The organism is Thermococcus sibiricus MM 739 (genome assembly GCF_000022545.1).
Classification (GTDB): domain Archaea; phylum Methanobacteriota_B; class Thermococci; order Thermococcales; family Thermococcaceae; genus Thermococcus_A; species Thermococcus_A sibiricus.
Genome location: NC_012883.1, coordinates 876432 through 902560, shown reverse-complemented (window position 1 = coordinate 902560; position 26129 = coordinate 876432). Strand labels below are relative to the sequence as shown.

Genomic DNA, 26129 nt, shown 5'->3' with positions numbered 1-26129 from the left:
TCATTTCTTTTTCCTATTTTTGTTGCAGTTCATATCAAGACAGACTTCATATTCCCTATTACGTTCCTTGATTTTTATTATTGGTGCATTTCCACATTCTGAACAAGTTTTTCCAGTTGGTATTATCTGCCCCCTTTGAAGTAAGGGGTATGTCACATTACAATTTGGCCAATTAGAACAGCCTACAAACCTTTTTCCAGTTCTCCTGTTATATCTAACAACCAGATCCCCTCCACACTTGGGACAGCTCCCCACTATTATCTTCTCTTTTCCTTTGTTCTCAAAATCCGCTTCCACTTGTATGACTTTTTCTTCCTCTGGCTTTAGTTCTTTTACATTCTTTCTTTTGCTCTTCTTGTTTTTCTCATTTTCGAGGAAAGTTTCAAGGAGTTTCTTTCCGATCTCACCTTCTTTGTTTTTGAACTCTTTTAGTACTTTGATTAGGGCTGTTTTTGATTCTTCAATTACCCTCTCTTTTTTTAGTTTTCTTGCCATAATCTCTTCCATTTTTTGTTCAAATTCCCTTGTAAGTTCAACACTTATGATATCTGGGACATTATTTTCTAGGGCCTCAATGACTTTTATACCAAGAGGAGTGACTTTTATTTTCTTTTTCCCCTCTATGTATCCTCTGGAGTAAAGAGTTTCCAGAATCTGAGCTCTTGTTGCTTTTGTTCCGATTCCCAAGTCTTCCATTTTTTTAATAATGCTAGCAGGAGAATACCTTGCAGGAGGTTTGGTTTTCTTTTTCTCTTTTTTTATCTGAATGACATTCACTTTTTCTCCTTTCTCAAATTTTGGGAGAATAACTTCATCAAACTTTACATATTTTCCATAAATCTTAAGCCATCCCTCTTTAATTGTTCTTGAGCCGTTAAGAATGAAATGATGCTTGTTTGAATTTATAATAATCTTCATACTCTCTCTAATCGCTGGTTCTGCAAATGCTGCAAGAAATCGTCTAACAATCAAATCATAGAGATTTTGTTCGTCTTTGTTTAAGTCTCCTGGCTTTGGTACTTCACCTGTTGGGTATATGGCTGGATGGGCAGGGTCATCTTTCTTGCCTTCAACTGGTTTTAAAATTCCTTTTCCTAAGAGCTCATGAGCGTGAGGTTTATACTCTGGAATTTTTGCCAGGTTTTGGATTATAGAGCGGAAGTTTAGGTTCTTTGGGAGCTTTTGAGAGCTTGTCCTCGGATAGGAACAGTTGTGAACGACGACACCATTGGCGATGAAGTTATGATAATCCTCAACGACAAGGTCGTAGACCTTACCACAATAGTGAAACTTCTCGATGGACTTTATCCCAAGAATGTAAACGTCCCCCGTGGCAATCCTGCGGAGGTCTTCATCGGTCAGGTAATCTCTGATCCTTCTGAGCTTGTCGAGACTTATCCCCCTCCCGTGAGCTGTTTGGTTGGAAATGTCAAACTCTTTCCAAAGCTTTTTATTGCTCTTTAGCTTGCCATTCCAGTCTGTAACCTTCAGCACACTGTAGTGATGGGAATAAGATTTTCTCTTCCTGATCGCAGCATTTCGAACCTTTTCCAAATCACACCTTTTCACTCGTAGGTGGTCCTTCATAATCTCATAGAACTTGAGAGAATCCCGCGAATACACTTTAAGCTCGTAGGCCATGAGATTCCCATTTTTGTCTTTTCTCTCCCACAGATAGGTGCCAACACCGAGCAACTGCCACATGAGTTTAACTGTGTATATTGCTCTTCTGTTCTTAGAGGTTAAAACGATTTGAGGAGACAGTGATTTTCTACCGCCTGTTGACTTGGTTCCAATGTGACTATCAGCATCGTAGTAGCCAGCTAAGAACGAAGCCATCCATCCGGGTTTTGCCATTACCTCACCGGGAATCTCAAATATTTTCATTTTGTTTCCATATGGACAGCCAAGGAGTTCAAACAGTCTCACCAGAGACTTGCTACCGAGGCGTATTATCTTGTATCTTGAATCATAAGCAAATCGAACACCTATAGAATTCGCAACTTCCTGAATAGCCATTATAGTTTCTTCTGTTCTATCCCTGGCGCCTATTGTTATCTGACCCCTTTTATCAAGATGGCAGTCCCCAACTACAAAGCCATACAAGTACCAGAAGTCTTCATTGAACTCAAACGAAACCGCAGATAATGAGGTACTGTATGAGAATCCTTTAAAAACTTCTCTCGCTTCTTCCTTTGAGATTACCCCTCTCTCTATAAGGAACTTAAATACAGGAACTGGCATTTTGCCTCTGAGATATTTGTAATATGTAGGTTCCTTAATTTTGAACTTCCACAGGATTTCCACTTTCAATCCAGCTTTCTTTATCCTATTCCTTATAACGGAACCAAATGATTGATCATAGAGAATGTAATCCTTCATGGAGGAGGCGTTTTTGAGGATAAAATCAAACAGCTTTGGAGTTTCGCTCGCACTCTGGAACTTCCAAGGGTTTATGAGAAGCACTACCTGGTCATCATCTTTGAGTTCCTCAGCGGGCACGAATATTAGCCTGTCATCCCGATAAGCCAGAACTGGATGATCCCCTGTTAGATAAAGCTCAGTTCTATCGCTAAGGGTAACCTTATACATGAGCTCGTCTGCATCCCTTTCGAGTAGCCTGTATCGTGCCCTTGACAACTTGAGGTCAAAGTCAAGGGCGAAGACTTCACCTTCCTTGGGTAGCTCTTCGATTTTTTTCACTCCCTTGGGAGTTGGTATGAGCGAATCTGGGTGAAGGCAGTAACCTTTCTCATAGAGCTTCTGTGCTATCTCTAATGTTTTTTTGGGGCTATAACCAAAGGCGGAATAGGACTCTCTTTGAAGGGTCCCTAGGTCAAATGGATATGGAGGGCTTCTCTTTTGTTGAGTAATCTCAATTTTCTCTACAAAGGCAGGGCCTTTTTTAGCCTCTTCAACAATTCTTTTGGCTTCTTCTTCGTTTAGAATACGATCTTTTTCATAATTTGCAGTATATTGTTCCCCATTTTTTTCGAGAATCATTTTTATGACCCAGTAAGGAGTGGGGACAAAGTTTTCGATTTCCTTTTCTCTATCCACTAAAAATTTGAGAGTAGGGCCCTGGACTCTACCGGTAGAGAGAACATGCCATTTCCCACTGCTCTTCCGTATAGCAGAACTTAAGGCCCTTGACAGGTTTACACCCCAGTACCAATCTAAAATATGTCTAGTTATCCCTGCATCAGCCATTCCGAAGTTTATTGTGGGCTCGAGATTATACCAAGCTCTTAGAAGGTCTTGTTTGGTTAGAGCAGAAAACTTCATCCTTTTTGCTTTTGAGGGTTCAACCCCACACGCATACTTTAATGCGGTGTAACCGATCACTTCACCCTCTGTATCATAATCACATGCAATCACAAACTCATCTGCTTGTTTGGCTAGTTCTTTGAGGGCTTTTATGTAATCCTTTGTATAGCTTTTCCCTTTCTCTGCTAAATAAACTGGTACCCAATCAATATCAAAGACAGGATATCCATAAGTTCTCTCTTTTGGAGCGAGAGAAAAAAGATGGCCCACTGCAGGAGCAACTATTATTTTCTTCCCGTCTCGAGTAAGCTCATAATAGGGCACTTTTCCAATTGTTTTTCGAATTGGTTTCCGTTCAGCAAGTGCATATGCAATTTTCTTGGCAACATTGGGTTTCTCTGCGATTATTAGTGTAGTCATGGTATCCCTCTCTAAAATGCTTTAGAAGAGTGAGTATAAGAATTTTTGCATTGATGATCTTTTGCATATACATGTGCCTGATTGAAGTTTTAGATTAATAGTTTCAAATTTCATGGAAAAACAAAATTAAAAGGCAAGACAGTAGTAAATCTCATTCAGAAGTGAACGAAAGGGCTATTGTAAGAACCAAGCTAATTAATGGGGCTCCTAAACTTGCGACCCACCACTGTGAGATTGCACCTGAAAGAGTCAATGCTTCCAAGATAATTCTTGCAATACCTCCTCCTACTACTCCTGCAAATGCTCCTTTATATGTGGTTTTGTCCCACCAGAGACCAAGAGTCAGCGGGAAGAAAGCTGTAGCAAATATGACGTCCCATGCTAAATATAGCCACTCTACTATTCCTGACCTTGTAGTAGATAAAATAAGTGCAAAGATCCCTATGACAAGTAAGGAAATTCTAGAAACTTTTAGGACATCTTCATCACTAGCTTGAGGATTAATAATGTCTCTGTATATGTTTTTTGCAATTAAAGTTCCTGGGGCTAGGAGCATACTATCTGCATTACTCATGACAGCTGCCATTAGGCCAGCAAGTGCCAAGCCCGATATGCCCGCTGGTAGCATAGATTTTACAAGCATTGGTAATGCAAGTTCTGGATCACTTAGGTTTGGGAATTTCACTGCAGCTATTGAACCTAACAACAATGCGAGAATACCCATCACATAATATGATATTCCACCCAGAAGGGAGGATATTTGAGCAGTTTTTTCACTATCTGATCCAAAGATCCTTTGCATTAAGTCTGGCGCGGGAATATCTCCTAAAGCAAACACTATGAAAAGAGCCCAAAAGTCAAATGCTAAAATTATTTTTCCAAAGTCTAATAGCCCAAGCTCTTCTGCTTTGGTAACTGTTGCTTCAAATCCGACTGCATTAATTCCTATTATGAGTGCACCAAAGACACCTACGAAGACTAGGATCAACTGGATAAAATCTGTTAGCGATACTGACCAAAGTCCTCCTAGAATAGTGTAAAACGTGACAATCAACCCTGAGACTATAGCTGCTGTTTTATAGTCCCATCCTAAAACCACTTGAATGAGTCTAGCTCCGGCAACTATTTGGGCAGTGATAGCAAAAATGTATGCCAATGCTAGAATGAACCCTACAGTTCCGCTAAGACCTTTTTTGCCTCCAAATCTCTCGGAAAAGAAATCCGCAAGAGTTAATAGCTTCATTTTTCTCAAAGGCTTTGCATAAAACAGACCCACGAGAATCAAAGTACTCCCAAGACCAAGTGTGGTTGCCCATAGGGAAATACCTTTACCGGCATATGCCTTAGCAGCGACTCCAATGGTGATTCCTCCTCCAATCCAAGTAGCAGCGATTGTTGCAGTAGCTAACCATGTTTTTAGTCTCCTACCAGCGACAAAAAATTCCTCGACTGTTTTAGCTCTTGTGTATGTCCAAATTCCTATTCCCAAAAGCACCAGCATATATAGAGCAAATATTGCTTCATCTATCACTATTTTTCACCTCCAAAAGGTTAGATAACAAAGATTGCAGTGAGTTATATTCACTATTTTAGCTCCATTAAAAATTCCTTTAGTCTTTTCACTCCTTCTTCTATATTTTCTTCAGAATTTGCGAATGAAATCCTCACGTATCCCTCTCCTAATGAACCAAATGTTGCACCCGGAGCAACAGCCACTTTCTTTTTTAGGAGTAATTCTTCTGCAAATTTGTACGAGTCTTTGGAATAATGAGAGATATTTAGAAATAAGTAGAATGCACCCTGAGGTTTAACAAAGGATACGTTTGGGAATTCATTTAAAAGGGAAACTACCAAATTACGACGTTTTTCGTATTGTTTAACCATGTTTTCGGCTTCTTCTTGTGATTCGCTTAAGGCAACAAAAGCAGCTTTCTGAGCCATTGCAGGTGCGCATATAGCAACATGTTCTTGCAATTCGGTCATGGATTTGATGATTTTAACGTTGTTACTCACCGCAAAGCCTACTCTCCAACCGGTCATGGCATATGACTTGGAGAAACTTCCTATCACTATCACATTTCCTTCTTCACTGAATTTTAATATACTGTAATGGTTGAGGTTGTCAAAAATCAACCTTTCATAAACTTCATCTGAAATTACTACAAGATCATAATCTTCAGCTAGTTCTGAGATTCTCCTAAGAATATTTGAGGGATATACTATACCAGTTGGATTATTAGGAGTGTTTATGATAATGACTTTTGTGTTATTTGTGATAATATTTTCTATCTCTTCTATATTTGGTAGGAAAGATTCGTTTTCCTTTAGTGAGTAGTATTTTGGGATAGCTCCTATCATTTTGACCATGGAGGTGTATGGGGGGTAGCCAGGATTTGGGAGTAGAACTTCATCCCCAATATCCACAATGGCTAATAGGGAAAGTAATAATGCTCCAGTACCTCCAATGCTTACTAAGGTATTTTCTAACGAAATATCAACATTTTGAGTTGATCTGTAATAATCAGCTATGGCTTCTCGTAACTCCAAAAGTCCGGCATTATGTGTATAATGAGTATACTTATTTAAAATCGCCTTACAACCAGCTTCTTTAATGTATTGGGGAGTGTCAAAGTCGGGTTCACCTATTTCTAAATGAATAACATCCTCTAGAAACATTGCTTTGTTGAATATTTTCCTAATTCCAGATGGCGGAGTCTCTTTGGATCGTTTAGAGAGTACAAAACTATTCAGCTTAGTCATATAAAATACCCCTTTATTTGATTTCGTAAAATTATAATTAAACCTTTCTACGGTTAATTTGGGCTTGTTCAATAGATTTCTTCGGAAAATTAGATATGTAAAGGATATATTTAGCTAGATATGCTTTTACTTATGTCCAAGATCTCGAGAATTATAATTTGAATTCCTCAGACCGTAGGGGTATTTCTACAACCTCTTTATGAATTTTTAAAACAACCATACTGGTACTATCTACAATCTCTTCTATCTTTGCAATGGTATCGAGAAATTCATGAAATTCGTTAATGGATTTAAATTTAACTTTTAAAAGCATGTCATAATCCCCAGTCACTTTATAAACCTCTAACACGTGTGGATTTTTTATAAGTTTGTTAATAACATAACTACTATTCTTGCCTTCAATTTTCGCTAACATAAACGCAGTCAGATTAAATCCCAATTTTTCGGGATTTAAAAGTACTGTGAATTTTTTAATTACTCCATTTTCCTCTAATCTTTTTATTCGTTTGTGTAATTCTGACATTTTTAAGTTAACAGTTTTAGATAACTCTCGAATAGATATATTACTATCCTCTTGTAGCATGGAGAGAAGTTTGATATCTATTTTATCAAGATCGATTTTAGTCTTCATAATTTTTTCACCTAGTATCTTCAGCTGTAATAAAAAACTTGTAGGCCGGCAACAGAGGCCCGCGTTCATTTCTCGCGCGGGTGGATGCACCGGCCCTGTGGGCTCGGTGTGAGCACACTTCGCTCATAGAACCCGATACCTTGCGAAGGCGGGTATACCGAGCCCATGCGAGGAGACTAATTGTCCCCTCACTGTCGGCGATATATAATAGAACCCAATACCTTAAATTCTTTACGCTGTTTATCAGATTTTTAAGGGTAGCTTCAGAGCTTTCTTCATTTACTTCATCCTGATAACATTTCTAACAAATAATGATAAAAGAAACTAAAGCTGACCCTTTTTGATCCTTGTCTTAATGAACAGTGCTTATTAAAACGACCCCCACAACTGCCAATATTAATCCAACAAAAATCTTGCTGTTTGGTGGCTCCTTTAGGAGCGTAACTGCCAGAAGAGAAGATATGATTGGATTTATGGCGCTGATAGGTGTTGAAATATGAGAACCAACAAAACTAACGGATTTTACAAAAGCATATTGTCCAATTATTAATCCGACCAATGCAGCTCCAGAAAGAACCCCTATTTCATTTTTAGTTACCACTTTGAGTTCCTTTGAATGCTTTGGTAAGAAGACACTGATTCCTATTGCGGCAGATATCATTCTAAGCCCTGCAAGTGAAAAGGGATCAATATATAAGGACAAGAAATCAAGTAGAACTATCGCAATGCTCCAAGAAATCGGCGCTAGAATAGCATATACAAATCCTTTAGGGCTAAGACGTTCCTCTAATCCTCCCTTTCTGACAATAACAATTGCCAGAAATATGAAAAGTGCTCCAAGGAGAGTTTGAGTGGTGATTTTCTTTCCAAAGAACATCCACGCCCAAAGCATTGTCCAAAGTGGGTATGACGAAGTAATTGGGACGGTCTTGGAAACACCCATAAGCTTAAGCGCGTTAAAATAAAAGTAATCCCCTATAACAAAACCAAAGAGGCCCGAAATAAATGTTACCAAAATTATCTCAGGAGAAAGGGATAGTATCCCTTTATACTTGCCAGCGATTAAGAAAATTGAGAGATAGACAGATGTTGTAATATAAAGTCTGATAATATTGACAGTAATAGCACCTTTATTTCTCATTCCAAGCTTTATCAGAACTGAAGCAGTTCCCCATCCAAATGCAGCTATCAATGCTAACAGAGCTCCTATTAAGGTATCCATGTATGTGGGAATGAAAATTCAATTTAAAAACTTAACGTTTCGAAAAAGATTTGAATGTCATCACCGCAGCACTTAAAAATTCAATGATGAAAATCTAAATGGTGATGATCTCGGCAGATCTGAGCTTGGCCATGATGAAGATCTTGAGTACTGAGGTTACTTTTTGAAACTCTTATCCTTATGGGGGGTCGAAGGTCATCTCACATTAATGTTTGTCTTTTTGATTTTGATTGGAATGTTGTGTTCCTTGGATATTTCTTGAATGCTCATATTAAGCATTTGAAGGGCATCTTCTATGATTCTATCGTCTGAAACTGCTTTTATTAAGCTCTCTCTCTTGTCAAAGCTTGCTTCTAGACTTATTAGAATCTCATTTCTCTGAAGTTCCCAATCCAGTCTCATCCATCTAAATACGGAATTTGGAAGGTTTTTAAACATCTCTTGTACTCGTCTTCTTAAATCTTCTACTGCTAGTTCAACTTTGGACTTTAATAGACTCTCTTCAACTTCTCTTCTCTTTTCCTCAGTTAAGGCAGACAAGTCATCTACTCCCATCTCTTGAAGGAGTTTTTCTATTTCTTTTTCTAGCTCCTCTTTCTTTGATAATATCTGTTTTACATTCTCTGAAACTTCTTCAGCTTCTTCTAAGTTGATTTCTACTCGGTGAATAGTTATGTACTTATTTAGGGCTTTAGATATCTCTCTGGTGTGTGTTCTTAGAATACCTTCAACTAGGGCCCTTACTTGAGCATTGGTTTTTCCGGGTGCATTGCCCCATAGGATTAAGTTAATCTCATGCTCGCTTCTTCCTTTTATATCAAGGTGCATTTTTTTGACTTCAATTCCTCCATTCTCTATATCTTTGAGAATTGCTTTGGCATACGTAGCAAAGTATGGCTTAATACTCTCGTGAGCTTCAACTGTTATGTTACTTTCAGTTTTTTGAGGAATAATTTGTTTTTTAGAGGTTGTAGGTTCTCCTTCACTTTCAAAGGATCCTTTAGGGGTAGATATCTTTGCGTGAGAACTGCTGAGGATGGGTTTAAGCCCTGCCTTTCTCCAGATGATTGGCAAATGTTTGTTTATAAAGTACAATATTTGCCTCTCCGCTGTTTGGAATGTGGTGGGATCTTTGTTACTCCTCCCATAGAAGTCCACATGAAGGTATATAACGCCAGAACCGACTTCTCCGGTTATTTTAACTTGCTCAGGGGAGATATCCTCTAGTGTCTGCACCTCCTTTAGGACTTCTTTTCCATATTCCTCGAGGATAGGCTTGAAGATCTCTCCACCCGTTACTTCTACTATAATTTCTGGTTTGAAATGTTTCTTTTCTTTTTCAACTTCTTTTTTTTCTGGTGGTGCTCTCTCTTTCTTTTGAGGTTTTGGTTTTTCATGTGTTTCTTCAACTTTCGCTTCTTCTGTTTTAAGGATCTTTTCTAAGATCCTCTCTTTTTCAATGATTTCTTCATGTTCAACAATATTCTCTTCAAAAATTTCATTTATCTCAACTTTCGGTGTAGTATTATATATCTCTATGTTATCTGTTATAGAGGTCTTCAATTCTATTTCATCTAGGCCGTAAATGTCTACGACTAGAGGGTAATTCAAAAGTTTTTTCAAGATATTCAGCGTTTCATCACCTATTACTTTTTTCTGGGAAGATAATAGTAGGAGTTCTAAGGCCAAAAGTTTTCGTCTATCCATTAGCAAAGTCACATAGTACTTTTCAGCTTTATCTTTCGCGAATATCTTCAAAAATAGGCCACTAAAAGCCTGATTCGATAGAGCATTCCGCATTAATTTTAAAAGCTCCTCTTTTCTTGTGCACACAATGTTTTCCTCTATGGGTGTAATCGTTGGAAGTTCCATTCTTCACCACCATTAGATATATATATCAAAAGTCGAATAAAGTTTAGAGAGACCCCTATTATTAATGTTGCATTCAAGCATGTATTTAAGTATTATTGTCCTTATAAGGTGAGTGCCATGAGGGTGTTGATCTTAGGTGGTGGAAGTATAGGGAGAAGTGTTGCACAGGCTCTGAAAGGTGAATTCGAAGTTATTATCATAGAACAAAATGAAATTCGAGCAAAATCTCTTAGTGAAAGCGGATTTCACGTTATTCAAGGTGATTTTTCATACACAGCTTCCCTTTTGAAGGCCGGAATTGAAAAAGTAGATCTTGTTGTGATAACTATAATGGATGTCAATGGAATAAAAAAGACCATTCAGGCAATAAGAAATAATAATTCTGAAGTTCCAATACTTGTTTTAATCCCGGATGATACAACTGTAAAGGAGATTATATCCCAGATAAAGAAAGAATTTGAAACAGATGTTAAGATTGATTATGCCGTTTCCCCAAAAGCAGCCACAATTAAAGTTATAGTGGACACAGTTAAGAATCTCGGTAAAAAGAAAAATGCAACCTTATTATCTAAAAAACTCTCAGAAATAAAACAAAAAAGTGATTCTCTCTTAATAGTGATGCACGACAATCCCGATCCAGATGCAATGGCCAGTGCTGTTGCTCTTCAAGTTATCGCTCAAAATACAGGACTTAAAAGTACAATAGTATATGGTGGTGAGATAACTCATCATGAGAATAGGGCATTTGTTAACCTACTTGGCTTAGATATACGAAAAGTTTCTCCTGGTTCCTATGAAGTCAAAAGGCATTCTACGATAGCATTAGTTGATTGTCAACCAAATGGAAATCTTAGTATTTTGGATGATGAGGACCTGAAAAAAGTAGAGATATTAATAGATCACCACCAACTTTTGCAAAATTTGGAAGAAATGCTTCCTAGAGATGCATTTGTTGATGTACGCCCTGACGTTAATTCCACAGCTTCTATAATGGCAGAATACCTTCAAAGCCTTAACATGGAGGTGAATGGTACTTTAGGAACCAGCCTCTTCTATGGTATATACACAGATACCAAAAAGTTTTCAAAATTTAGTACTGCAGATCTTGATGCACTGGAATTCCTAGCAGGAAAGGTAGATTATGAAATTTTGGAAAGAATAGAGTATCCTGACATTTCTGTAGAGACTGCAGAGGTTCTGGCAAGAGCTATCATAAACAGAAAGACTTTTAAAAACGTTATTATTTCGAATGTTGGGTTTATAACAGATAGAGATGCCATTGCAGAGTCGGCAGATTTTCTGCTCAGACTTGAGGGTGTGAATACAGTTCTAGTATTTGGAATAGTTGATGACAGGATTGAAATATCTGCTAGGACACGGGATATAAGGATCAATGTAGGAAAAGTCTTGAAAGAAGCTTTTACAGACATCGGAAGTGCTGGCGGCCATGCACAATCAGGAGGAGCTAGAATTCATCTTGGAATATTCAAACTTGCCAAGGATAAAAACTCCCTCTTAAAATTAGTAGAAGAAGCAATAACAGAGAAGTTCCTAGAGGCACTTAACGTGAAAGAGGCCTAGGTTCTCTTTGCTTCTATTAATATTATGTCCCCAATGGCAGATACTCTTTCATAAGGAATTCCAACTTTCTCTCCTGGCAGTCCTAATGCCAAGATCCTACTTTCTCCTGCTTCTATTTCGATAAGCACTTCATCAACGTAACCTATGTAATATCCAGCAGTGTTGTATATTTGCTTTCCATAAATCTTTGATAACCTCATTACCATGTTGCCCACCATCTAAAATTCGTACTTTATCCTTTTAAATTTTCGCACTGAGTTTTGCAGTATTTTCGAGGAATGATTTCAAAAAAATCACCACTGTTGCAATTACGGCTCCAGCGATTCCGGTGAGAATTATGCTTTGAACGGCTCCATCAATAGCATACATGTTAAAATTCATAAATAACAAATTGGCAAGTATAAAACCACCAAAATATGCAAATGGCACAATGGAGATATCTAAAGAATCTTCCGGCGAAATAAGTCCCATAACAAAGACTACTACCACGAGAAGTGAGAAAGAATATGTTAAAGAAAATTCTGTTTTGATCCATAGTACATGAAGGAGGAGGGTCAGAATAAATCCAACTATAAAAGCATACCTCCCCGCATTTGCCTTTCCTTTATAAAGGCCAAAGAGTGCACCGAAGAATAGACCTAATCCATAAATTGGAAGTAATTCTCTTGTGGAGGTATAAGGGGGATAAATAAGGAGTATTATCAAGAAACTTATGGTTAAACCAAGCCCGCTATACCTAAAAGATGAGAGAATCCTTTTTCTCACTTTATAACCTCCACTTTAACTTTGGAACCATCTTTTAGGTTGAGTTTTTTTCTAAGGCATGCGGGGGCGATAATTTCTGCAACTTTAGGAGGATGAATTGTTCTTGAAGGAACCACTATTGCCCCATCAATCCCATTTATTCTTACTTTGTATGCCTTTACATCTCCAAACGTTCTTCCATCTTTTGAGAATCCAGGTATTGTTATGGGCTCAACATTGTAAAGAGCCTCATAAATCGTCTTGGGGAAAACCACTAAGATGTTCAAAGTTCCAGGATATGGCCTAAAGCCAAGGTATTCCCTTATTCTCTCTTTATATTGTTCTACATAATATTTCCCTTCACCTACTCCGGACACTACCTCTCCAACAATGTAGTTTCCATAGAGTATCTTGCCTATTTCTTCAAAAATAGATTCCAAAAGTTGAATTCCTGAAGAAGTTACTTCAACAAGCGTTCTTTTTCCGGAAGTATCTTTGATTACATATCCTTCTTTTTCCAAAGCTTCAAGCTTCCGCATAACTGATTGTGGTGAAGTTCCAATTTCTTGAGAAAGTTCCCTCAAGGTTATTCTAACCTTCTCCCCAACGCCTCCCCGCTTTGCAATTGATATGAGCAGTTTAAGTTCCTCCATCTCCAGCACCTTTGGAAAATTTATCTGCAATCTTTAAGGGTTTTGGGTAGTCCCCTTCATTTATTATTCTCACTATCTCTTTCGCAGAGTTTAAGTCAATTAAGTTGCCAACACTTACATAAGCTTTTCCAATTTTAACACATTCCCCTATCGAATTTGGAAGGGGCCTTTTTGCAATTCCAATGGTTGGTTTCCCAATTAGGAGGCCTATATGGGAAGCTAATCCATATCCGCGGGGATGGGCTTTTCCATGTCCTTCCACAATTAGTAAATCGAACTGCTCTCCTTTTAACAATAACAAAATCGGCCGAGTTTCCCTTAGAAAAAAATAAGTTGGAATATATGAGAAGGCGACTTCTGTTTCAATGGTCTTTGTTTTCAAAACTTCACAAGAAGGGAAGGAACAGAGAACAAATGCAGCTTTAGCTTTATTTCCCTTATATGACACATCAACTGCAGCAATAGTTTTAATTTTTGAAATATCCTGAGGTTTCTCCACGATTCTTTTACTTAGCTTTCTCTGGACCTCTGCAATTTTTTTAAGGTTCATTTCTCCACTCCTCGAGTTTTTTCTCTAAATTTTTGTTAATTTTGGCACGGGTAAGATCTTCGAGAGTTCGTTCGAGAATATATCTAGCTTGATCTTGTTTTTGCCTTATATTCACTAATCCTTTCGGATATTCCAGCGTGGCAAGCTCGTCGTAGAGTTTTTCCATGAATGCATACACTTCTTGGGCCTTCTCGATTTTGTCATTCAACAAAAGATTTAGAAAGTACCTTCTTAACTCTCCAATGAAATCTCCTATACCTAAGGCATAAGCTGTCTCTGGAATTCCGATTTCTTTTGGATGTGGGAATTCTTCATCCAGAAGATAGTGGTAGAAGAGATTGGCTTCTACATACTCTTGATGGGCATTTTGGACGTAACCGGTGAAATAAAGATCTTTATGCTCTGTGAGTATCTCTTTCAATTCACTCACCAACTTTTCAGCCATTTTCAATCTTTCTTCAGCGATTTCGAGATCTCCTCGGTGAAGGGCCTTTATACAATCACCACTTAGCCTAACAATATCCCTAGTGAGTCGGAGTGCTTTTTCTCGCATCTCATCTTTTTCATCTAGAACCTTTCTTATTTCGTTGATTATTTCAGAAATATTCATTAGCATCACCAAAACATTTTAAACATAGAGGAATAAAAACCTTCAGTTGTGAATGTAGCTTGTCTTATCCTCCTCTTATGAGGTATTTTCATCATCGGGCGGAAAGACCCCTTCCGAAAGGGCGGGATAGTTCACTCACAGAAACAGGCAGATTAGATCCATAATCAACTTTTCAAAATTTGCTTTCTGTGAGAAAATAACTAACAGTTATATATTTGCCCTGATATCATGCCGAAAAATATATAAAGGAACTTTCAGAGCTATGCACAGAAGAATCCATTGAGGTGATGATCATGGTCAAAAAGAATAGAAACATCATTGTTGAAGAGCTTGTGAGGACTCCAATTGAAATGCAAAAGGTGGAGCTTGTAGAAAGAAAGGGAATAGGCCACCCGGATAGTATTGCCGATGGAATTGCTGAGGCTGTTAGTAGGGCCCTATCAAGGGAATATATAAGAAGATATGGAATTATTCTCCACCACAACACAGATCAAGTGGAAGTTGTTGGTGGAAGGGCCTATCCAAGATTTGGAGGCGGAGAGGTAATAAAGCCGATATATATCCTTCTATCGGGTAGAGCTGTGGAATTTGTTGATAAAGAAATGTTCCCTGTTCATGAAGTTGCTATTAGGGCTGCGAAGAACTACCTCAAGAAGAGAGTTAGACATTTGGACGTTGATAATCATGTAATAATCGATTCGAGGATTGGTCAGGGGAGTGTGGATTTAGTTGGAGTTTTTAATAAGGTTAAGGAAAATCCAATTCCTCTTTCAAATGATACCTCATTTGGGGTAGGTTATGCTCCTCTTAGTGAGACTGAGAAGATAGTACTCGAAACTGAAAGGTTACTAAACAGTGAGGAGTTTAAGAAGAAGTGGCCAGCTGTTGGAGAAGACATTAAGGTTATGGGCCTTAGGAAGGGAGAAGAGATTGACCTCACAATAGCGGCTGCAATAGTTGATAGTGAGGTTCAGAATCCACAGGAATATATGGAAGTTAAAGAGGGTATATATAATGCTATTAAAGAATTAACTTCTAAATACACGAATAGAGACGTGAACATATACGTTAATACTGCGGATGATCCAGATAAGGATATTTACTACATAACAGTAACTGGAACCTCCGCAGAAGCCGGCGACGATGGAAGCGTTGGAAGGGGTAACAGAGTTAATGGTCTAATAACTCCAAACAGACACATGAGTATGGAAGCAGCAGGTGGCAAGAATCCAGTTAGCCATGTGGGTAAAATATACAACATTCTTGCCAACTTAATAGCAAGGGATATTGCAGAAGAGGTTGAAGGTGTCCAAGAAGTATATGTGAGGATTCTCAGCCAGATCGGGAAACCTATTGACGAACCTCTTGTGGCAAGTATACAAGCTATTCCAAAACCAGGTTACAAAGTTGAACAATTTGAAAGACAGACATACGAGATAGCAGATGAGTGGTTAGCAAATATAACAAAAATCCAAAAAATGATATTGGAAGACAAAATCAACGTCTTCTGATTTAACTTATGCTTCCTTTCATCTTTTTCTGCATAAGGATTCTCAAGATCCTAGCTTCCTCAAGCATTAGTTTCTCCTTTTGTTTTTTAATAATTTCAAGCTTTTTTTGCAGCAATTTGTCATCTTTCATCAAGCAGTCACCAGAAGATATATGCATTCATCATTTAAAAATTTTTCGTTTAATGCCTATCAAATAATCGGCAATTAACGTAAAAAAGCATATCTTTAAAAACCTTAAGTTAATAAATTATGGTGGGAGGTGAGAAAATGCTCATAGCCGTGAGTGGAACACCGGGAGTTGGAAAGACCACTGTGGCAAAACTCCTTGCAGAAAAAATGGGTTATGATTACGTTGATTTGAGAGAATTTGCTCTTAAGCATAGAATTGGCGAGATAAGAGGAGATGAGTTGGAGATCGAGTTCGATAAACTTGCATATTATGTGAAGGAAAAACTAAAAAATCGGAACACTGTATTAGACGGACACTTAAGCCATTTAATGCCAGTAGATCAGATTATCATACTCCGGGCACATCCCAAACTCATTGGAGAGCGGTTAAAAGAAAGAGGATACACCAAGGAGAAGATAAGTGAAAATGTGGAAGCTGAACTTGTTGATGTGTGCCTTTTAGAAGCCCTTGATGAGAATGAAGCTATTATAGAAGTGGACACTACTAACAAAACCCCCGAGGAAGTGGTTAATGAGATCTTGAGTTTACTGGAAAGAGGAATAAAAAGAAAAATAGGTATTGTGGACTGGGGTAAAGTTTATGATGATATAATCCCATATCTCAATCTTGGAGGTGATGATGAATGGGTCTAGGCATGTGGCTGAGAACCGGAGTGCTTATGGCCTTTTTAACCGGTCTCTTAATGGCGATAGGGTATGTTCTGGGTAACGAAACTGGTATGATGTTTGCTTTCATGTTCGCATTAGTGATGAATTTCTTCAGCTACTGGTATAGTGACAAGATCGTCTTAACTTGGTATCGAGCAAGAATTTTAGAGGAAGATGAAGCTCCTGAGCTTTATGAGATAGTGAGAGGATTGGCTCAGGAAGCTGGAATCCCCACTCCCAAGATTGCAATTGTACCAACTGAAACACCAAATGCATTTGCCACAGGAAGAAACCCAAAAAATGCTGTGGTGGCAGTAACTCAAGGGCTTTTGAGGATATTAAACAGAGATGAACTTGAAGGAGTTATAGCTCACGAGTTAAGTCACATCAAAAACAGGGACGTCTTGATTCAAACTTTGGCCGCTGTTATGGCCGGGGCAATAATGATGGTAGCAAGATGGGCCGGATGGATGCTCTGGCTCGGAGGGTTTGGAGGAAGAGATAGAGATAGAGATGCGAGCGGCGCATTAGGTGCAATACTCCTAATAGTTTTGGCTCCAATAGCAGCAATGCTCATCCAGATGGCGATAAGCAGGGCAAGAGAATATCTGGCAGATGAAACAGGAGCAAAGATAAGTGGAAAACCATGGGCATTGGCAAGGGCCCTTGAGAAGATTGAACATGCTGTTTCAATGAGGCCTATCAAAAACGGTAATCCAGCAACGGCGCACATGTTTATAATAAACCCATTCAGAGGAGTCAGCTTTGCAGAGTTATTCTCCACACACCCACCAACACAGAAAAGAATTGAAAGGCTTAGGAAGATTGCAGAAAACATGGGAATTGCCTTCTGATTTCATTTCTAATTTTCTTGAAGCCATCGAAATCCCTTTATATTTTGAAGGAGAGTTTTCGCTTGGGAATGAACAATGAAACGATTGGTGTTGGTAGTCATTTTAGCATTGCTCCTTCTCCCGGCATACTATGTAGTTAGGGAATTTTTCACTGATAATAATACCTCTCAATCGTGGGACGAGAATGATCTTGCTCTCTGGAGGGTGAAGATTGAACGTTTAGCGGCGAATTCGAGCTATGGAATCGGGGCTATATGGCTCGGGAAGGATAGCCTTGCAGGAGACAATTACATTCATATTGCAATAAGCCCCTATGGAGACAAAGAAGCTTTAATGAAAGCCATTGAAGAGATGGGCATTCCTCCAGAGGCCGTTAAAATAGAAGTCCGGGGAGAATACGACGAGGATTTCACGGCTCCTGAACCTGCTTGCCATATTAATTATACTCACACTCGGGCCGGGACCATTAATGGAGATGTTATAATACACACAAGCTTTGGAACAAGCGGGATGTACTATCTCAAGCTGCTGGCGTGTGAAGAAGAAGGAAAGGAGCTAAAGCTCACCTTTAAGCTGTGGAAGTGCAATCCTGCATCCGTTATGTGTACCGATGATCTTACATTTCCAAAATTTGAAATCAAGTTTTTGAAAGACTACCAAAGAGTTAAGGTAACCGTTCTGGCAGATAGCTGGACCGGAAAAAGAACAGGTGTATATACCTTTGACCTCTCTCACAAGCCTCTCTGGGTTCTTCACGAAGACTCCGAGAAAAGAGAAGAGATGTATATTTACAGAGATGGTTGGGTTAAGGTTCTTTATGCGGTTCCTCCAAAAGAAGCGCTCGAAGTGATTGGCAGCCCTTACGTTTACCTTTACCCATGGGAGTTTTTTGAAAAGTATGGACATAACCAGACGAGGCTTAATCAGGAAATCTTGGCAATTGCAAAGGAAAAAGGGTACCTTGCAGAGGAGGAAGAACATCTGGTATTTATTTACGTTCCAAACTTCAGCAGAGAGACCCTCCAAAAAGTGGAAGAAGATTTTGGAGAATACGTTCAGGCAATAGTGTTAAGGAATGAATAGTCATTCAACCTTTCGAGAGAAAGCCTTAAAAACTCTCTTCCAAGCTCAAAACGATGGCCATGAAAAAGCTCAGTGATGTTTTCAAAGAACTTCTCAAGGAAAAGGGAATTGACAAGGTCGGAAGCCTATCGAGGAGAATCCCCAAGAGAGACTCCAGCAGACCACTGCAAGAGATAGCCATAGCGGTTCTTGAGGGAAAAGGCGTAATCGTGAAGGTAAATGAGCCAACGACGATAGCCTGGGATTTGGAAGGAAAGCCAACAAAAGGTGCTCTTTTTGCATATCTGCCATTAAATTCCTCGCATCTAAAAAAGTTTGAAATTGTTGTTGAAGGTAAAGACCTCAGAGAAAGACTTTGCCAGCAAAAGTGGCCGTATTTTATAATTGACTTCATGCATTGGGAAAAGCACAGAGAGAAAGAAAAGAAGAAAGTGGCCCTTCAAGCATCTCAAAGCTATGGTATAATAAGAGACTACCTGTGGGGAGACAGGTTAGCGCTTACATGGGTTAACGAGGAATTTAAGGAACTAGCAAACTTCCCCTTAGAGAAGGTTACCGCCTACGAGGGAGCAACGTGGGAGTTTCTCAAAAAAGAAGGAATAGAGAGGGTTGTTCTCCTCGACCCATGGGCTGACAAAGACCTTAGTGAAAACGATTTCTCCACTGAGGCATTTATAATTGGGGGAATTGTCGATACCGGGGGAACAAAGAAGAAAACCACGCCTAAAATAGGAGAAGAGCTTGAAAAGAGGGGAATAAAAGTCCTGAGAAGAAAGATTTCGCTGAGGGGGGATATAATTGGTGTCCCCGATAGAATAAACCTCATTCTCGAGATTGTTCTCAAAATGATTCTGGAGGGTAAACCCATGGATGATGCAGTTCTGGAAGTCCAGTCACCACTTCACGCAAAGTGGAGGTTAAGGAAAGAGCTGCCAAAACACAAGAAAAGGTTTTTAATAGACGGAAAGAAGTTCTTGGTCGTTGAAAAGGAGCTCTTCAATGAATACTCAAAGTGGCTCAACATAAGGTGGGAAGATTTTGTCCAGGTTTTAAGGGAGCTCAACTTCGTAGCCCTTGAGAGGAAAAGAATCCAGCAACTAAACAAGATTTCAAGCCCTAGGATAATCAACGGCAAGCTTTACAGGGTTATTCTGCTGAAAAGAGCTATGATGCTCTGCTATAACTGTTAATTACATGTAAATTTCGAAAGATTTATAACTTATGATACCGTAAGTTACTTACGGTGGCGTAAGTGTTGTTTGATCTGAGACCAAAGAACAGAAGAGAGGAAATATTTGATAGAGAAAAAGAGTTTAAAGATCTCGAAAAAAGCGTAGAAGTGTATCCAATGACTATCATATTGGGCATTAGGAGAGTTGGAAAGAGTTCTATTCTGCGAGCATATCTCAATGAAAATCCCGGAATTTTAATTGACTGCAGAAATTTGTACGCAGAAAGCGGATATCTAACGAAGGAAGATCTCATAAGAAACCTTCAATCAAAAGCAGGATTGCTAAATAAGATAACATCAAAATTTAAAATATCAGTTAACTTGAAGTTCTTAACAATAGAGCCCGGAGAGCTTTCTTTAAGAGAGATCTTCGAAGAGTTAAACAGAATTGGAGAAAAAACAGGGAAATTCATAATAGCCTTTGACGAGGCTCAATACCTTCGATTTTATGGATCGAGGGGTGGAAGAGAACTTTTAGCATTGTTTGCCTACGCATATGATAACCTTCCAAACTTGAGACTTATACTAACAGGCTCAGAAATCGGGCTTCTTCATGACTTCCTCAGTATAACTAACTATGAGAGTTCCCTTTATGGAAGACCCGGCGGAGAGATTATAATGAAGCCATTTGACAAAAAAACGTCCATCGAATTCCTTAAGTATGGATTTAACGAAGCCAAAGTTGAGATTGATGAAGAGGAAATAAAAAAAGCCGTGGAGATTTTGGATGGGGTACCGGGCTGGCTCGTAATCTTTGGAGTGGAATACTTAAAAAATGGGAACTTTGAAAAGGCCATTCAGAGAACATTTGAAATCGCAAGAGGCCTTGTAGTTGGAGAACTAAAGGAACTGAAGAAAAGAAGTCCCAGGTATGTTGAGATCTTGAAGAGCATAGCCCTCGGCTACAACAGATGGAGCCTCATAAGGGACTATTTAAAGGTTAGGGGGGACAACATATCTGATCCCCGGTTGTATGCGCTTATTGAGAATTTAAAAAAGATGAGCTGGATAGTTGAAGAAGATGAGAGATACAAAATAGCGGATCCCGTTGTGGCGACCATGTTGAAAAGCTGACCCTTGACTTATGCCCCCGTAAGCTACTTACAGTACCACCAAATAAAAAAGTATGGTTCAGAAGAACACTATGACCGCGTCCTCTACTACCGCGGTCTCTACCTCTTCCCCTTCACTGAACACTGCCTTCCTGAGCACGATGTCATCCTTGCCAAGCTCTACCTTTTGTCCGTCGACCTCGAACTCTACCTTTCCTACCTCCTTGAGAGCCTTTGCAACCTCCTCGGCGTTCTCCTTGAGGTAAGCTGTTATCTTTGGCACGAGCTTTCCGTATTTTGGTCCAACGGTCTTGAAGTTCGGCTTGATTTCGGCAATCTTCTCCTCAAGTTCTGGCTCGCCCTTGATTATTTCGAGCTTTTCGATGTTCATTGTTCCAGCAATGTCCCTTTCGAGGGCTTTCAATATTTCGTAGCTGTCCGTTGCATAAATTGCCACGTGTTTGAGTTTAGCATTCAAAGCCAGTCCATGGGAGTTCTTATATCTTCTCATTGCTCCAATTATCTCACTGGCAAACTTTCCGATCCTCTCTGCTTCTTCATCTACTCTGTCCTCTCTGTATTCTGGCCACTCTAGGAGGTGCACGCTTTTGGCTCCGACCTTGTCTTTAAACATCTCTTGGTAGAGCTCTTCCGTTATATGGGGTGCAAGGGGTCCGAGGAGCAGTGTTATGTTGTACAGGAGCTCGTAGAGAACCATCTTGGCCTTTAACTTGCTCTCCTCATCCTCTCCGTATAGGCGGTGCTTTATCATCTCTATGTAGTCATCTGCAACCTCGTGCCATACAAAGGTCATTAATTCTCTAGTGAGAAGGTTGAAGCGGTACTTTTCGAGTTCTTCGGTGGCAAATTTTATTAAACGGTGAAGTCTAGAGAGTATCCACTTGTCAAGGGGTTCGAGTTCTATATCTTTGTACTCTTCGTAATCAAAGTCTTTGATATGTCTTTCTGCAAAACGGAAGATGTTCCATAACTTTTGGAGGAAGCGGTAGTTGTAGTCCACGATTTCCCACTTGAATGGATGATCCTCTCCAGGTGGGGCCAGGGCTGTCCAAAGTCTTAATGCATCAGCACCATATTTTGGAATCACTTCTTCCGGTGAAACCACGTTTCCATAACTCTTGCTCATTTTCCTTCCATCTGGGCCTGCCACCATACCATTGATGAGTATATCGTCCCAAGGCTTCTCTCCAGTTAGAATGTAAGTCCTGAAGATTGTATAGAAACCCCATGTTCGTATGATGTCTGTCCCTTGAGGTCTTAGGGATGTGGGGAAGTTGTGACTGAACCATTTTTCATCTTTTTGCCATTTGCTTATTACAAGCGGGGTTATAGATGAATCCACCCAACAATCAAGAACGTCTTTTACCCCTTCTAGGTTGGTACTTCCACATTTGGGACATTTATCTACAGGTGCTCCGTTGAATCTTGGATCCACTGGTAAGTCTTCCTCTCTTGCAGGGATTATCTCGCCACAGTCTTTACATACCCAAAATGGAATTGGAGTCCCAAAAACTCTCTGTCTGCTTATTACCCAGTCCCAATCCATACTCTCGGCCCAATCCTTTAGTCTTAGGAACATGTCTGGTGGGTACCACCTTATTTGCTCTGACACCTTCACTATTTCATCGGTAAGCTCTTTTACTTTTATAAACCACTGTTTCTTGGGTAATAGTTCGATAGGGGCCCTGCATGAACTTCTTTCAGTGTGTCTAAGAACACGGTGGTGCACCTGCTTCTTCTTATAAAGGAGGCCCATTTCTTCCAGATCTTTCACTATCGCTTCTTTTGCTTGTTCTGCTGTTAGTCCCTTATACTTGCCGGCATTTTCATTCATAGTGCCATCTTCATTTATGGTTATAATCACAGGCAGGTTGTAACGTTTTTGCCATAATACGTCTTGTTCATCACCATAGGTACAGTTATAAACGGCTCCGGTACCAAATTCAGGATCCACGTCTTCATCAGCTATTATTGGTACCTCTCTCTCAAAAATTGGGAGCTTTACCTTTTTACCCACTTTATTCTTATAGCGCTCATCTTCTGGGTGGACAAAGACAGCCACACATGCCGGCATAAGCTCGGGCCTTGTAGTAGCTATTGGAATGTAATCTTCTTCCCCGGCAATTGGGAGCTTGATGTAGTAAAGGTAACCATCCTCTTCCACATACCCTACTTCAGCCTTTGCCAAGCTTGTCTTACACCTTGGACACCAATAAACGGGATGTTTGTCCTGGTAAAGAAGGCCTTTCTTGTAGAACTCAAGAAGGGACTTTTGCACTAAAGCTTTGTACTCATCATCCATCGTATGATATTCTAATTCCCAATCTGCTGAATAACCTATTCTGATGAACTGATTTCTCATGGCCTCAATGGCCTGCCAGGTCCATTCTATACACTTCTTAAGGAACTCTTCGGGTTGATCTTTGCTTATTCCGAACTCTTTCTCTACTTTGAGTTCCGTTGGAAGGCCGTGGTTGTCAAAACCCTGCGGAAAGAGGACATTATAACCTCTCATTCTCTTGTATCTAGCTACTATGTCTATCCACGTATGACTAAGCACGTGCCCGAGGTGCAGCGTTCCGCTCGTGAACGGGGGAGGAGTGTCTATAGAATAGGCCGGCCTCTTTTCGTCGAGCCTGTATTTGTATATTCCCTCTTCAAGCCAGAATTTCTGCCATTTAGACTCTATTTCATTTGGATCATAGCTCTTTGAAAGCATCTTCTTTCACCTCTTTTGAAGATGTTTAACCTATCAAAAGCGTGCCTTAAAAAGGTTAATCCTCTTGGTGGTGCTGATAAAAAGTTCACTAACCAGAAAAACAAGAATCTTTTTTCAGTAAATTTAACAATAGATGTACTGATTGACGATATGCACCACCAGAAAATAAAGAGAGTTTGAAGTTTAAAAAGTTTACTTTATTCCAATAAGCCAATACCTTCTGTCATTTGGATCAAGTCTTCTTTTTAAGTGGCCATAGATTTTGACATCATTAAAGGATTCCTTAGCAAGTAGCCTTATTTCCCTTGGAGTGTATATGTTGAGTATATCATCAACAAAAAATGATTTGGTTTCTCCGTTTGGCTTGAGTATTTGGACAAGCCGCTTGAAGTGTAGTTTTTGGAGTCCTGGTTCGACTATTCGCCAGTCTGTGATCACTAATTTCTCCTCATCTGTGCTCTCGTCCCACACTATTGGGCCATCACTCCCTCCATAGAACCAGCAGGGGAAATCTGCAACAAAGACCCCTCCGGGCTTAAGGGCCTTGATCACTGAGTTAAACAGTTTTTTGAGGTTCTTTTCGTCAAAGTACATAATGCTGGAGAAGAACATTGTCACTGCATCAAATTCTTGTTCAAAATTTACCTCAAGGGCATCCCCCTGAATGAACTCGATGGTTAATCCCTCTCTTTTGGCTTTTCTCTTTGCAACTTCAAGCATCTCTTCATGCAGATCCATGCCTACAACTTCGTAACCTCTTTTAGCAAGTTCCAGTGTTGGGATTCCTGTACCACAGGCCAGATCTAAAATCTTCTTCACCTCTCGCTTGGCATCCCCTTTGAATATTTCTTCAACAAAGTCAATCTCGTCTCCAACTCTCTCGGCCCGTCTTCGGTAAATGGCGTCGTAGTACTCAGCTAAAACAGTATAAAGCTCATGCATAGAACCACCTTTAATTTATGAGGTTTTAATTGCTTAAAAGACTTACTTTCTCGTTTTGAAGTCATTACCTTTCACGACGAGAAGAGTTAGAATTTTAAGCTCTAGTTGACTCAGAAAAATAGAAACTTTTAAATAGTTTACTTACAAGTAAATTACTGGTGAGTAAATAATGTTCATAAATCGGAAGGCAGAGCTTAAACTTCTTGCCGATAGAGTAAAAAGTAACAAGGCAGAATTTGTGGTGCTTTATGGAAGACGAAGAATAGGTAAGACTGCACTTATTTTAGAACTGATCCGACGATATGGAGGAATTTATCTCCTAGCGAGAGAGACAAGTGAGACTGAGAATTTGAGACGTTTTTCTGATAGACTAGCGAATTACTTTAATGATGATATTCTTAGAAAAAATCCCTTCCAAAGTTGGGATGCTTTCTTTGAGTACCTGCATCAAAAGTCAAAAGAAAGAATCATTGTTGCTATAGACGAATTTCCATATCTTGTAAAGGGCAACAAAGCCCTCCCATCGATTCTTCAAGAATACTGGGATTTAAAACTCTCCAAAAGCAAGATTTTTCTGATAATATGTGGATCATCTGTAAGCATGATGGAGAAGCTTCTTGGTTATAAGAGCCCGATATATGGTAGGAGAACTGCCCAACTTAAGCTCAAGCCAATGGATTTCTTCAATGCGAGAGAATTTTTGCCCAAATATTCTCCTGAGAACTTTTTGAGGGCCTATGGGGTACTTGGAGGAAGTCCTGCGTACTTGCTCGAGTTTGATGGAAAGAAGAGCATTGAAGAGAATCTCCTAAATTACTTCAGAAGTGATTCTTTCTTATATCAAGATGCCCCCTTCATTCTACGGGAAGAGCTTGATGAACCTCGAAATTATTTTGCCATTATGGAAGCAATAGCAAAAGGAAAAACTTCACTTGGAGAAATTATGAGTGAAACTGGACTTAATAGGGCTATTGTGGGGAAATATCTTTCAGTCCTCATCGATCTCGATCTTGTGAGGCGGGAAGTACCAGTAACAGCAAGCTGGAAGAGCAGGAAAGGAAAATATTACATAAACGACCCCTACTTTGCATTTTGGTTCCGCTATGTTCAGCCCAATATTGACTTGATTGAGATGGAACAGGGAAATGCATTAGTAAAATTAGTCATGGAGGATATTGATCAGTATCTCGGCGTAGTTTTTGAAGAAGTCACGAAACAGTTCTTAGCTAGGCTTAACAAGATGGATAAGTTACCTCTCAGCTTTACTAAAATTGGTCGGTGGTGGTATAAGGGCGAGGAAATCGATCTTGTTGCACTAAATGAACGTGAAAGACAGGCTTTGCTTGTTGAGGTTAAATGGAAGGATGTAAGTGAAGGTGAGGCCAGGAAGATTTTGAAAGAGTTAACAAAAAAAGCCCAACTTCTGGATTTAAAAAATTGGCAGGAGGATTATGGACTGGTTGGAAGAAGTATTGAGAAAAAAGACAAATTAAGAAGTGAAGGATGGTTTGTTTGGGATTTGGAAGATTTTGAAGCTTTGATTAGGACCTGATTTGCTTTTCACTTTAA

At 39.4% G+C, this 26129-nt stretch carries 22 protein-coding genes; 8 read left to right on the top strand and 14 right to left on the bottom strand.

Annotated features, from left to right (window positions below; translation table 11 throughout):
• The 6 genes from topA to TSIB_RS04785 all read right to left on the bottom strand — a co-directional run bounded on the left by topA (position 1) and on the right by TSIB_RS04785 (position 10172).
• Positions 1 to 3687, bottom strand: a complete 3687-nt coding sequence (gene topA / locus TSIB_RS04810) for a DNA topoisomerase I (RefSeq protein WP_015849264.1) — start codon at positions 3685 to 3687, stop codon at positions 1 to 3.
• 151 nt (positions 3688 to 3838) lie between these two features.
• A complete protein-coding gene (locus tag TSIB_RS04805; protein WP_015849263.1) occupies positions 3839 to 5218 on the bottom strand; it encodes a sodium:solute symporter family protein in 1380 nt (459 codons plus the stop codon).
• A 53-nt stretch (positions 5219 to 5271) separates the two neighbouring features.
• The gene (locus TSIB_RS04800) at positions 5272 to 6447 is read right to left on the bottom strand and encodes a pyridoxal phosphate-dependent aminotransferase (protein WP_015849262.1); all 1176 of its coding nucleotides are present in this window, start codon (positions 6445 to 6447) and stop codon (positions 5272 to 5274) included.
• Positions 6448 to 6598: 151 nt separating this feature from the next.
• The gene (locus TSIB_RS04795) at positions 6599 to 7078 is read right to left on the bottom strand and encodes an Lrp/AsnC family transcriptional regulator (protein ID WP_015849261.1); all 480 of its coding nucleotides are present in this window, start codon (positions 7076 to 7078) and stop codon (positions 6599 to 6601) included.
• Between the two features lie 352 nt (positions 7079 to 7430).
• Positions 7431 to 8300 (bottom strand): DMT family transporter, encoded by an 870-nt coding sequence (locus tag TSIB_RS04790; RefSeq protein WP_015849260.1) that lies wholly within the window; start codon positions 8298 to 8300, stop codon positions 7431 to 7433.
• A gap of 195 nt (positions 8301 to 8495) precedes the next feature.
• Positions 8496 to 10172 carry a hypothetical protein gene (locus TSIB_RS04785; protein ID WP_015849259.1) on the bottom strand — a complete coding sequence of 559 codons (1677 nt, stop codon included), beginning with the start codon at positions 10170 to 10172 and terminating at the stop codon, positions 8496 to 8498.
• A 117-nt stretch (positions 10173 to 10289) separates the two neighbouring features.
• Here TSIB_RS04785 and TSIB_RS04780 point away from each other — a divergent pair, with 117 nt between their 5' ends.
• Positions 10290 to 11753, top strand: a complete 1464-nt coding sequence (locus TSIB_RS04780; RefSeq protein ID WP_048160323.1) for a DHH family phosphoesterase — start codon at positions 10290 to 10292, stop codon at positions 11751 to 11753.
• Here TSIB_RS04780 and TSIB_RS04775 read toward each other — a convergent pair.
• The 5 genes from TSIB_RS04775 to TSIB_RS04755 are packed head-to-tail and all read right to left on the bottom strand — an operon-like array spanning position 11750 to position 14310.
• Positions 11750 to 11959 (bottom strand): PRC-barrel domain-containing protein, encoded by a 210-nt coding sequence (locus TSIB_RS04775; protein ID WP_048160322.1) that lies wholly within the window; start codon positions 11957 to 11959, stop codon positions 11750 to 11752. The genes TSIB_RS04780 and TSIB_RS04775 overlap by 4 nt on opposite strands.
• A 34-nt stretch (positions 11960 to 11993) precedes the next feature.
• The gene (locus TSIB_RS04770; protein WP_015849256.1) at positions 11994 to 12518 is read right to left on the bottom strand and encodes a hypothetical protein; all 525 of its coding nucleotides are present in this window, start codon (positions 12516 to 12518) and stop codon (positions 11994 to 11996) included.
• On the bottom strand, positions 12515 to 13150 hold the full coding sequence (locus TSIB_RS04765; protein WP_015849255.1) for a DUF120 domain-containing protein: 636 nt from the start codon (positions 13148 to 13150) through the stop codon (positions 12515 to 12517). Before TSIB_RS04765 ends, TSIB_RS04770 begins: the two co-directional genes overlap by 4 nt.
• Positions 13137 to 13700, bottom strand: a complete 564-nt coding sequence (locus TSIB_RS04760) for an endonuclease V (protein WP_015849254.1) — start codon at positions 13698 to 13700, stop codon at positions 13137 to 13139. Before TSIB_RS04760 ends, TSIB_RS04765 begins: the two co-directional genes overlap by 14 nt.
• Positions 13690 to 14310 carry a translin family protein gene (locus TSIB_RS04755; RefSeq protein ID WP_048160321.1) on the bottom strand — a complete coding sequence of 207 codons (621 nt, stop codon included), beginning with the start codon at positions 14308 to 14310 and terminating at the stop codon, positions 13690 to 13692. Before TSIB_RS04755 ends, TSIB_RS04760 begins: the two co-directional genes overlap by 11 nt.
• A 293-nt stretch (positions 14311 to 14603) precedes the next feature.
• Between TSIB_RS04755 and TSIB_RS04750 the strand changes: the two genes are divergently transcribed.
• A complete protein-coding gene (locus TSIB_RS04750; protein WP_048160320.1) occupies positions 14604 to 15821 on the top strand; it encodes a methionine adenosyltransferase in 1218 nt (405 codons plus the stop codon).
• Between the two features lies 1 nt (position 15822).
• Here TSIB_RS04750 and TSIB_RS10695 read toward each other — a convergent pair whose 3' ends face one another.
• A complete protein-coding gene (locus TSIB_RS10695) occupies positions 15823 to 15951 on the bottom strand; it encodes a hypothetical protein (RefSeq protein WP_015849251.1) in 129 nt (42 codons plus the stop codon).
• A 137-nt stretch (positions 15952 to 16088) separates the two neighbouring features.
• Here TSIB_RS10695 and TSIB_RS04745 point away from each other — a divergent pair, with 137 nt between their 5' ends.
• The 5 genes from TSIB_RS04745 to TSIB_RS04725 all read left to right on the top strand — a co-directional run bounded on the left by TSIB_RS04745 (position 16089) and on the right by TSIB_RS04725 (position 20900).
• Positions 16089 to 16643 carry an adenylate kinase family protein gene (locus TSIB_RS04745; RefSeq protein ID WP_048160319.1) on the top strand — a complete coding sequence of 185 codons (555 nt, stop codon included), beginning with the start codon at positions 16089 to 16091 and terminating at the stop codon, positions 16641 to 16643.
• Positions 16634 to 17512 (top strand): zinc metalloprotease HtpX, encoded by an 879-nt coding sequence (htpX, locus tag TSIB_RS04740; protein WP_015849249.1) that lies wholly within the window; start codon positions 16634 to 16636, stop codon positions 17510 to 17512. Before TSIB_RS04745 ends, htpX begins: the two co-directional genes overlap by 10 nt.
• Before the next feature lie 75 nt (positions 17513 to 17587).
• Positions 17588 to 18595, top strand: coding sequence for a hypothetical protein (locus TSIB_RS04735; RefSeq protein WP_015849248.1), 1008 nt, complete (start codon positions 17588 to 17590; stop codon positions 18593 to 18595).
• A 59-nt stretch (positions 18596 to 18654) separates the two neighbouring features.
• Positions 18655 to 19785, top strand: coding sequence for a tRNA (guanine(9)-/adenine(9)-N1)-methyltransferase (gene trm10, locus TSIB_RS04730; protein ID WP_048160843.1), 1131 nt, complete (start codon positions 18655 to 18657; stop codon positions 19783 to 19785).
• A gap of 62 nt (positions 19786 to 19847) precedes the next feature.
• Positions 19848 to 20900, top strand: coding sequence for an AAA family ATPase (locus tag TSIB_RS04725; protein WP_015849246.1), 1053 nt, complete (start codon positions 19848 to 19850; stop codon positions 20898 to 20900).
• A gap of 57 nt (positions 20901 to 20957) precedes the next feature.
• On the opposite strand, the gene TSIB_RS04720 is transcribed toward TSIB_RS04725, so the two are convergent.
• Together TSIB_RS04720 and TSIB_RS04715 are read right to left on the bottom strand one after the other, a co-directional pair.
• Positions 20958 to 23618, bottom strand: coding sequence for a valine--tRNA ligase (locus TSIB_RS04720; RefSeq protein WP_015849245.1), 2661 nt, complete (start codon positions 23616 to 23618; stop codon positions 20958 to 20960).
• Between the two features lie 192 nt (positions 23619 to 23810).
• Entirely contained in the window at positions 23811 to 24560 is a 750-nt protein-coding gene (locus TSIB_RS04715; protein ID WP_015849243.1) for a class I SAM-dependent methyltransferase, read from the bottom strand.
• A 169-nt stretch (positions 24561 to 24729) separates the two neighbouring features.
• Here TSIB_RS04715 and TSIB_RS04710 point away from each other — a divergent pair, with 169 nt between their 5' ends.
• Positions 24730 to 26112 (top strand): ATP-binding protein, encoded by a 1383-nt coding sequence (locus tag TSIB_RS04710; protein ID WP_015849242.1) that lies wholly within the window; start codon positions 24730 to 24732, stop codon positions 26110 to 26112.
• The last annotated feature ends 17 nt before the right edge of the window (positions 26113 to 26129 follow it).